11 protein-coding genes are annotated in these 9,616 nt (G+C 41.3%); 4 read left to right on the top strand and 7 right to left on the bottom strand.

Annotated elements, in window-relative coordinates; translation table 11 throughout:
* Window positions 1-351 precede the first annotated feature (351 nt).
* Complete coding sequence (locus tag MUB35_RS26760) at window positions 352-621, top strand: helix-turn-helix domain-containing protein (RefSeq protein ID WP_023042400.1); 270 nt, start codon at window positions 352-354, stop codon at window positions 619-621.
* Window positions 622-891: 270 nt separating this feature from the next.
* On the opposite strand, the gene MUB35_RS26755 is transcribed toward MUB35_RS26760, so the two are convergent.
* The 5 genes from MUB35_RS26755 to MUB35_RS26735 all read right to left on the bottom strand — a co-directional run bounded on the left by MUB35_RS26755 (window position 892) and on the right by MUB35_RS26735 (window position 5,667).
* Window positions 892-2,946 carry an FtsX-like permease family protein gene (locus MUB35_RS26755; protein ID WP_023042399.1) on the bottom strand — a complete coding sequence of 685 codons (2,055 nt, stop codon included), beginning with the start codon at window positions 2,944-2,946 and terminating at the stop codon, window positions 892-894.
* Window positions 2,947-2,950: 4 nt separating this feature from the next.
* Entirely contained in the window at window positions 2,951-3,703 is a 753-nt protein-coding gene (locus tag MUB35_RS26750) for an ABC transporter ATP-binding protein (RefSeq protein ID WP_023042398.1), read from the bottom strand.
* Between the two features lie 101 nt (window positions 3,704-3,804).
* On the bottom strand, window positions 3,805-4,818 hold the full coding sequence (locus MUB35_RS26745; RefSeq protein ID WP_023042397.1) for a sensor histidine kinase: 1,014 nt from the start codon (window positions 4,816-4,818) through the stop codon (window positions 3,805-3,807).
* The gene (locus tag MUB35_RS26740; protein ID WP_023042396.1) at window positions 4,815-5,486 is read right to left on the bottom strand and encodes a response regulator transcription factor; all 672 of its coding nucleotides are present in this window, start codon (window positions 5,484-5,486) and stop codon (window positions 4,815-4,817) included. Before MUB35_RS26740 ends, MUB35_RS26745 begins: the two co-directional genes overlap by 4 nt.
* Window positions 5,473-5,667, bottom strand: coding sequence for a DNA-binding protein (locus MUB35_RS26735; RefSeq protein ID WP_028529329.1), 195 nt, complete (start codon window positions 5,665-5,667; stop codon window positions 5,473-5,475). The genes MUB35_RS26740 and MUB35_RS26735 overlap by 14 nt, the downstream gene beginning before the upstream one ends.
* 459 nt (window positions 5,668-6,126) lie before the next feature.
* Here MUB35_RS26735 and MUB35_RS26730 point away from each other — a divergent pair, with 459 nt between their 5' ends.
* Window positions 6,127-6,570 (top strand): helix-turn-helix transcriptional regulator, encoded by a 444-nt coding sequence (locus tag MUB35_RS26730; RefSeq protein ID WP_425516685.1) that lies wholly within the window; start codon window positions 6,127-6,129, stop codon window positions 6,568-6,570.
* Here the strand turns inward: MUB35_RS26730 and MUB35_RS26725 are convergent.
* Window positions 6,503-7,336, bottom strand: a complete 834-nt coding sequence (locus MUB35_RS26725) for a class I SAM-dependent methyltransferase (RefSeq protein WP_028529327.1) — start codon at window positions 7,334-7,336, stop codon at window positions 6,503-6,505. The two genes, MUB35_RS26730 and MUB35_RS26725, sit on opposite strands and share 68 nt — an antisense overlap.
* 444 nt (window positions 7,337-7,780) lie before the next feature.
* On the bottom strand, window positions 7,781-7,993 hold the full coding sequence (locus MUB35_RS26720; protein WP_023042393.1) for a hypothetical protein: 213 nt from the start codon (window positions 7,991-7,993) through the stop codon (window positions 7,781-7,783).
* A gap of 325 nt (window positions 7,994-8,318) precedes the next feature.
* Here MUB35_RS26720 and MUB35_RS26715 point away from each other — a divergent pair, with 325 nt between their 5' ends.
* Both MUB35_RS26715 and MUB35_RS26710 read left to right on the top strand, forming a co-directional pair.
* On the top strand, window positions 8,319-8,648 hold the full coding sequence (locus MUB35_RS26715; RefSeq protein ID WP_023042558.1) for a MobC family plasmid mobilization relaxosome protein: 330 nt from the start codon (window positions 8,319-8,321) through the stop codon (window positions 8,646-8,648).
* 107 nt (window positions 8,649-8,755) lie between these two features.
* Entirely contained in the window at window positions 8,756-9,568 is an 813-nt protein-coding gene (locus tag MUB35_RS26710) for a MerR family transcriptional regulator (RefSeq protein WP_028529326.1), read from the top strand.
* Window positions 9,569-9,616 lie beyond the last annotated feature (48 nt).

Below are 9,616 nucleotides of genomic sequence, written 5' to 3'. Positions count from 1 at the left end.
AACCAGCGAATATATTTGACAGAGTATCCAGAATATTTGGATAAGAAAACCGATGGCTTTGACTGTTATCAGTCTACACCATCGGTTTTCTCATGTCCAGCTAACCTCTGAACAGTAACCCATTTTATCTGCCATACCACGCCAATGAAGTTCTTCACTACGCAATCTCACTACATGGCCATTATCAAAGCATAAACCGCATTGGTCGCGGACAATCATAAAAAAAGCATATTTCTATCTAAACAAGATAATAAATATCTACCCTATCCAACATTATATCTTGTTTCAGTATAAAATCAATAGACGCGATAAAAAATATCTAAATAAGACAGAGAAAATGGAGATTTATGAATGGGTAGAAGCATGTTTACAATAAAAGGAAATATCTGCTCTGATAAAGTAAGATTGGGCCGCGCACTGCAAAAGCCCCCGATCACACAAGAAGAGCTTGCCCAAAGGATTCAGTTTATGGGTATGGAGGACATGACGCCTCTGATCATCTCACGTATAGAGAAGAACCAACGACATGTCTGTGATGCAGAATTGCTTATGCTGGCAAAAGCCTTGCATGTATCAATGGAATGGCTGGTTAGTGATACAGACGAGATAAAGATAAAATAAAATCTATTTGTGGCAAAAAAACGATGCAGAACAGGCTTTTTTAATAAGATGGCCTTTGTTGTTTTATGTCGAAAAACTTTTCCGTGCATGGCGGCGTCCTCCTGATTGCCGCCATGTCAAATTGCAAGGTGTAGGGTCGTCGTTGGGTTTTCTGCAAAAGGAAACGGCGGCTCAAATTTAGAGCTGCCGTTTCATGGGCGCGTGAATAGGGCTGCTGTACGACGGCTTTTTTCTTTTGCCGTCGTCCGGCAGATGAAATTTCTATTCTACTTATTTTTCTAATGTTAGAGGGATTATTTCCTTCCTCATAGACTGAGAGGCAATAAACGCATACAGGAGATAAATAAGGGTAAAAATCAGTAAAGCACTCAAAACCACAAGTGCTATCAATGCGGTTAGATTATCAAATACAGGCACATCATAAGAAGCTATAAAAAGCGTATGGCTCATTGACTTTAGTAAGCAACTACCAATGACTATTGCAGGAATAAATGGCAATGCGAAGTAAAGAAATATATGATCTCTCAACATTTTTTCAAGAACAATCACCTCGTTTCCAAGTGTTCTCATTACATTGTATTGACGCTTTATTGTTTTCACTTCCGTCAAAAGTTGAACAGCGAGTATTACAATACTAATTATGCCGATAACCAGCGACAAGTAGCACAATGGCAGAATAATTAAGATAGCTTGGCTGGTAGGTGTACTTGCTAATTTGCCCATGTAGTAATAGTTTCCTTTGTCGAGGATTTTTGTTGTGTATCCGTTTTCCCCGGAAGCAACCACATTGGAGTTCAATGGCCTAACTTGCGGAAATTCGTTTTCCAATTCAGACATATCAATCACTGTTTCGGATTGAGCAACATAGAGGCTGTACATCGCTTCCATATTTTCAATATAGTGATCCGGGACAACGATTACAAAATCTTGGCCGTTACCATATCCACCATACTGTGAGAACGCCTCGGTAAAAATATCCTTGCAAACCAGAGTGCCTTTTTCAATCTGAAAATTTGTAAATGTATCTTTCAGATATGGCAGACAATGAATGATGTATTGTTCTTCTGACAATGGTATTTGAGGCAGGCCCAACATTGCTCGCAAATTACAATAATCACTATATTTCATAAAGGCATCGTACTGGTTTTCTGCAATAACATAGTCGTTGATTGATACGGTTTTGCTTGCCCTGTTCCAGTATTTTGTTAAGACACGATTTCTAATGTCAGTAAATTGTGTGCTTTTATCTGTATATAAGCAATAGGAATATTGGTTGTCTACATCAATGCGTTCATTCAAGAATGAGGAATATTGGCTATAATCACCGTTCTCACCTACATGAACAATCGCAAGGTCGAATGGCTGCATAACAACTGCTTTCTCCATGACCTGATAAAAAGCATTTGTCATACCAATACAAACGATGGTGCAGGTGAATAAAATTGAGATAACACCTAATGAGAAACTCATTTTGTTGGATTTTGAAAGGAACATTCGTAAGGTAACTAAACGACTTCCTTTGTATTTCCAGTTCTGAGATTTATTAAGCATTTCGTGTATGATATAAATAAATCCTCGAAAGAAGAACAACAGCCCCAACATTGCCGAAACTGCACCTGCGGTAATGCTTGCCACTGTCTGTTTTGTTCCCGCAAACAAATAGAAACTTACAATGAGCATTACCACGGAAATCAGCAAAAACATGAAGCCAGTTTTAGATTGGTGTTCACGAACACTACTGTTGTTCCGACTGTAATTCAACAGATCTATCAATTTAACCGTTTGTACTTTTCTATTCGTCTTAATCAGTGCGATTATATAGACAATGCAAAATTCGATGCAAGTCAAGCCGACTGCTGATACAGAAAGAAAAGCTAATAATGCTTCTTGAAAGTGGAATAGATTTGAAACAAAACTTTCTAATATTTTAGAAACTAAAATCCCAAAGCCAAAGCCCACAATAACAGCCATAAGGCCCAAAAAAGCATTTTCCTTAAATATCATTTTGCAAATGTCGCCTTTTTCTACACCCAATATCATATAGGTGCTAATTTCCTTGCTGCGACGCTGTAAGATGAAGTCCATCATGTAGCTGATAAACCACCCAAGTGCAAATACAACGACGGCAGAAAAAAGGGCGGCAATCACGCCAATATCACCGTTTCCGCTCTCGGCAAATAAACGAAAAAGCTGTTGCATAGTATGAGAAACAATAAGAGAATTGAACGCATACATAAGGGCAACAACGCCGATAAGGGAAAACCAAAAAATCTTATATTCACTTAACTGCCGTTTCATATTACGTTGTGAAAGACTTGCAAGCATAATTTCAATTCCCTCCCATCATGGTGAGGACATCTAAAATCTTGTTAAAGAAAGTTCTGCGAGAATCGTTGCCTTTGCGGATTTCCGTAAAAATCGTGCCGTCGCGCAAAAAGAGAATACGATTTGCATAACTCGCAGAAAAGGCGTCATGCGTTACCATTAGTATGGTTGCACCCAGCGTTTCGTTGATGCTCTGGATAGTGGATAGCAGCATCTGGGACGAATGGCTGTCCAGTGCGCCGGTGGGTTCGTCCGCCAGAATCAGCTTAGGATTGTTGATGATGGCTCTGGCGCAGGCGCACCGTTGCTTTTGGCCGCCGGATACCTGATAGGGGTATTTTTTCAGAATATCCGTGATGTTTAGTTTACTGGACATTTCTTGTACCCGCCCGTCGATCTCACCTGCGGGAACCTTGTTGATTGTCAATGCTAGAGCAATGTTCTCGGAAATGGTCAGGGTGTCCAGCAGGTTAAAGTCCTGAAATACAAAGCCCAGATTTTCCCGGCGAAACCGGGCAATCTGCTTTTCGTTTATCTCTGTCACATCAGTCCCGTCCAGATGGATATGTCCTGCGCTGACCGTATCAATAGTGGAAATGCAGTTAAGCAGGGTGGTCTTGCCGGAGCCAGACGCGCCCATAATCCCTACAAATTCCCCCTCCTGAACGGAAAAGCTGATGTCTTGAATCGCTTTTGTGATGTTACCGCCATTTCCGTAATACTTCTGGATATGTTCCAGCTTCAAAACTTCTTTCATAGTATTATCACCTCTAATCCTATTGTAAAATAATATGAACGCCATTTGTATCAAGTTTTCTTACAAAGTTCTAACAGAAATGTAAGAAGTGCAGAACCATTTTAGCTCTGCACCTCATGGATCAGACAGTTAATGTGAAAAGCCAGAGAAATAGATGCGCCATGTTCAGATGATGCCGCTGTAATGCTGATACCCAGCTTGTCACAGAGGCGTTTACACAGGTATAGGCCGATCCCTGTGGACTGCTGGATCATGCGCCCGTTCTGCCCAGTAAATCCTTTTTCAAAGACGCGAGGCAGGTCAGCGAGTGAAATTCCGATTCCGTTATCCTCCACCACAAGAACCACTTGATCTCGTTGCCTACGGGCGGAAAAGCGAATAATCGGCTGCTCGGCCCGATATTTGACCGCATTGGCAATTAGTTGGTTTAGAATGAACCGCACCCATTTTTCATCAGAATAAACTGTATCCTGCATTTCCTCCACTTTCAGCCGCACCCCGCTCTGGAGCAGCAGGTATTTGTTGTCCGCAATCGCCTGATGCACCACTTGGGCCAGAGCCATTTCACGAACAGAATAATCTTTCTCAGTATGTTCGCTGCGGGCATAATAAAGCGCCTGTTCAGTAAAGCGGTTGGTCTTTTCGAGTTCCAACAGCAGTTCCTTTGTCCAGTCTGTCCGATGGTTTTCGCACAGTAGTTTCATAGCGGTAATAGGCGTTTTGATCTCGTGAATCCACTGTTCAATATATTCCTTGTATTCCTGACGTTCCTGACAAACCGTTCCAATCTGTTCCAACATAGATTTTCCGGCCATTTTCAAAAGCCGATAGTAAACCTGATCCTCTGCCTGTTCCGGCAACTCCATCACTTCGGAAACGAGATAGCGTTCCGAAAGCTGACCGGTCATGTCTAAAAGCTGTCGCATTTGTCGCTGTCGCTTCCAGTAAGTAAGGAACAGACCTGCCAACAAGATCAGCGCCCATACCGCAGAAATCAGTAGTACCACAGAAATAGGATTGCCACATACCAGCAGGAATACAGTAAGCGCAACCATGCAGATCAGGTTGGTCAGCAGGAATGGGATTCTATTTTTCCAATACTGTCTGCGGTTCATACTGTGTACCCCTGTCGATGCTTTGTTTTGATAAAATCTGTCAGACCGATACCTGTCAATTTTTCACGGATACGGTTGATGTTGACGCTTAGAGCGTTGTCATCCACATAGAGTTGATTATCCCATAAAAACTCTACTATATCTCTACGGGCACAGATTTTTCCTGCATTTTTGAATAGGTAATAAAGAATTTTCAGTTCGTTTTTGGTTAGTTCCACACTCTGTCCATCATAATCCAAGCTACTGGATTCCAAGTGTAGCACCGTAGCACCATAGACCATTTGCTCATTCTGCTGTACCGGGTATGACCGTTTGAGTAGGGATGCGATTTTTGCCAGAAGAATCGCCGTGTGATAGGGTTTTGTAATAAAGGCGTCACCGCCCAGCATGATGCTGTTGAGTTCATCCATATCTGTATTGCAGCTTGTTACAAAAATAATTGGAACATTTGAATTGCTGCGAATTTGAGAACAGATAGAAAAGCCGCTTTCATTGGGCAATTTAATATCTAATAAGACAAGGTGTGGATCTTCTGCTCTAAAAGTATCGTTCACCTTTGAAAAATCCTTTACTGAAACAGCAGTATATCCATTGCCGCGCAAAAGGATTTCCAATTCGCTTTGTATAACAGGATCATCTTCAATAATCAGTATCTTATATGGTTTCATGTTTTAATTCCTTTCCTTGTTTCGTTCGCATATCTAAGGGCTTTTCGGTGTCCTTCGGGATTAACCATACTGTCCCCATTTTTATGGCTCCGGGGATACGGGATGCAGCACAGTAATAATTTATCCATCGGGGAGTCACGCCCCATTTTTCACCTGCTTCTTTCAAAGTCATATAGTCCATAATACACCTCCAATTTATTCATTATAATTCGTTTTCTCGAAGAATACAAGGAACAGAATATGAATTATAGAATGTAGCATCACTGTAAACAGTACGCAGAACACGAGAGCTGAAATGCTCATCCTATCTACGCATTTAGAGGACAAAAAGCTCGCAGAAATCAAGGCTTTTCGGCGGTGGTCGGTGGGGTGGCAGAATGATATATCAAATACCTGCCGGAACGAGCTTTGAAATGCGTAGAATAAACCCATAGGAAAACGATGGGTATAGGGCCAACAGGCTGACATGTCCGGCGCTTTCTTAGGAGCTGTTCAGGAGGGCCCGGATTAGTTTGCTTTGTTTTCATGGTTTTGCGTTCTTATAATCAAAGAAATATGAATTATAAAGTTTAATTAACCCGCATATAACAACATTCCACGGACAAAGTATGAATTATACAATGTAAATGGGTGATGCTATATGGCGAAAGTTGAAGATTGTCCCGGTTTTGAAACTTTCGGCGCGGATGTAAAAGCCGCACGGAAAGCAAAACATCTGGCGCGTAAAACGCTGGCTGAAATGGTGGGTATTGAATGGCGCTATCTTGCCAATATTGAGAATAAAGGCACGATCCCCAGCCTCCCGGTTGTGATCCAGCTTATTAAAATCTGCGGGCTTCCCGTAGAACGGTATTTCAACCCGGAAATCATGCGAGGGGACAGCGAACAGCGGCAACGGGTCAGCCACAAGCTGAAACTTTGCCCGGAACACTATTTGCCGGTCATAGCAAATCACCCTGCCGACTTACGGTTTTTTTTATTCGGCAGAGTGCCACTGCAATATAAAATTTTCTTTTTTACTTCTCTAACAAGACAGCTATCGTTAGACTATCTTCACAATACGGTTTTCCTGCTACATCGCTAAATACTTCACATATTTTAAAACCTTCTGATTTCATTTCATTGATTAGAGTTTCCTTTGTAAAATAGGTATTCCAGATATAGTAAATAGCAGCAGAATCATTTGGAGAAATGATGGATGTTTGCTCCAATGTGACACAATCTGAGTACCGAAAAGACGAGTTAAACTCAAGGTACTTTTCTTTCTTCCAAAAGCCGCCTGTCGGATATATATTCCATGTGTTCTTTTCTTCAAAACAGTTGTACTTACTCATTGAAAATACATCCAGCAAAAATTTCCCTCCGGGCCTTAGATGTGTATATACCACTTTCAATAAGGTTTTCCTATCTTCTGATGATAAAGCACCATAGTCACAGTAAATTAAAGTTGAAAAATCAAAAGTTTTGTTCAAGTTCATGTTCAAGTAGTCCTGATACAGATACTGTATATTAAGGTTTTGTTTAGCGGCAGAACTTGTCGCATAATTTATAGAGCGCTTTGAAAAATCAATCCCTGTAACCGAGTAACCAAATTGAGCAAACCTTTCAGCATATATACCAGGACCACAACCTATATCAAGGAGTTCATTAAATTCTGATGGCCGAACAATTCTTGTTATCCAGTCGGCAGATTTATTTATAAAATCTAATTTTCTACTTGCTCCATTAAACTCTGGATTTAAATGCGCTTTTAACATTTGCAACGATATATGTTCGTCATCCCAAAAGGGGATCTCCATTTTTTTGTAAAGAGATGGCTTTTCAAAAATAGTGAGTAAATTGTCATACATAACTAAGTTCTCCTTTCATGTTTGGTCAAAAGAAAAAGCCGTAGATTTTACTCTACGGCTAATCTTTCCTAAGGATAAGAAAAGTTAAGAGTAAAATAAAATCAAACCTTAGGCATGAAAAATAAACTGTTCAATCAGTTATCTTTTTACCTATTGAATTGATTTTATCTACTCTTTTCCAGTCATATCAACACCACCGATTATGTGGCATCTGATACGCCGGACTTTCATCACCTTTTTCTATTTGTTTTTATTTATTTTATCCTATCCCAAAGCCATTGTCAATAGTATCTACATAAAATTACGAAATAAAATACTCATAAAACTGAAATTCAGTTTCATTCACATAATTAAACCAGAAATGTAGAATGATATAGGGTGAAATGAAAATGAATGAACGCAAAGAAATAACACGGTTTGACTCTCACGCCCTGGGGCTTGCCTTCAAGGACGCCGCTTTTCCGCCATCAGCTCATTGATTTTGTCAAAAGACACCACCACATCCCCCGCCTCGGGCTGGGCAGGCCCGGACTGCTCCGGCTGGGGAGCGGCGGCCTGTTCGGGAGCAGGAGCCTGGGGCTGTTCCTCTGTTACCGGGCCGGGAGCCGGGGGTGTGTTCTGCTCGCCGGGGCCGGTGTTCAATTTTTCATCTGCCATTCACTATCCTCCTTTTCGTGAAAGTTGCACAATTTTGAGGGCTAAATTTCTGTAATTATTTTTTACCTCCTTTCCTCTATCCACGCAAAAAAGCCGCCCGATTTTTCATGCCGGACGGCTTTCTGCGTAATGTGATAGATCAAATATTATTTTTTTCGGTTTGTAGGCTTTGAAAAGCCTTGTATTTACAGTGTTCCTAATAAGATGCAATCATAGGAAGTGTAGCCACACTTCCGAAAACCGGCCTGACCCTGTCCCTGCGGGCCGTGGCCGGTTGCTTGTTGGGGAAAGCCCCAAACCCCTGTTCAGAAAGGATGGTGAAAACATGGCAAACCGAACACGAAACTTTGTGCTGCGTGTCCCTGTGACGCCGGAAGAACGGGCCTTGATCCAGCAGAAAATGGCCCAGCTCCACACAAAGAACTTTTCCGCCTATGCCCGGAAAATGCTTATTGACGGGTATATCGTCCACATGGACACCAGCGACATCCGGGCGCAGACCGCCGAGCTGCAAAAGATCGGCGCCAATGTCAATCAGATTGCCCGGCGTATCAACAGTACCGGGATTGTGTACGCGCAGGACATTGAGGACATCAAAGGAGCGCTGGCGAAGATATGGCAGTTACAAAGATACATCCTATCAAGTCAACGCTGAAAAAGGCGCGGCTTTTGGGGCTATGCCGTTTCTCCGTTATGGATATGTGCCAAATCTGCTTGAAGTGTACAAAACTTCAAGTATAATGATATACAAGAGGTGATAAGATGTTTAGAATAGGTGAATTTTCAAAGCTGACACAAGTATCTATTCGTATGCTTCGATATTATGATGAAGTGGGGCTGTTGAAACCAGCAGAAGTCGATAAATGGACGGGACACCGAATGTACTCTGTAACTCAAATCCCCCGTCTGAACAGAATATTGTATTTGCGTGACAGTGGCTTTCTTGTTTCTGAAATTGCACTTGCGCTTGAAATGAATGATCGTTTACTTCTTGAAACCCTTGAAAAAAAACGATTAGAAATCGAGCAGACTATACAAAACGAGCAGGAGAAAATACGGAAAATTGCGATAGCAAAAAACGAGATACAAGAAAACAAAGGGGAACTTCATTACAATATTTCCATTAAGGCGATACCAGAGTATCAAGTGTTATCTTTGCGTAGAGTTGTTCCGACATATTACTCCGAGGGTGATTTATGGAATGAACTTTCTGCTTTTGCCAAAGAGCAGAAAATAGAAATGTCCAATCATACATTTTCCGTTTATCACGACACAGAGTATAAAGAACAAAATGTAGATATTGAGTTATGCGTTCCTGTAAATAAACCGTGTAAAAATATTGCTCCATTCTGTTTCCGCACGATTGAGCCTGTACCTGTTATGGCCTGCACGATGGTGTATGGTGATTTTTCAAATATCAAAGGAGCATATATTGCTTTTGCTGAATGGCTGCAAAAAAACAGTGAATATCAAATGTCCAATCCTATGCGCCAAATTGTGCATAGAGGGTCGTGGAATGAATGTAATCCGGCGAAGTACCTGACTGAAATACAAATACCTTTGGAATTAAGGTAGTAATGTCCTGCAAAAATGCAGGGCATTTTTATTTTCCCTCTTGTATCT

The organism is Blautia sp. NSJ-175 (assembly GCF_022867815.1).
Classification (GTDB): Bacteria; Bacillota; Clostridia; order Lachnospirales; family Lachnospiraceae; genus Blautia; species Blautia celeris.
The sequence above is the reverse complement of the archived record's forward strand: the minus strand, read 5'-3'. Positions and strand labels throughout refer to the sequence as shown.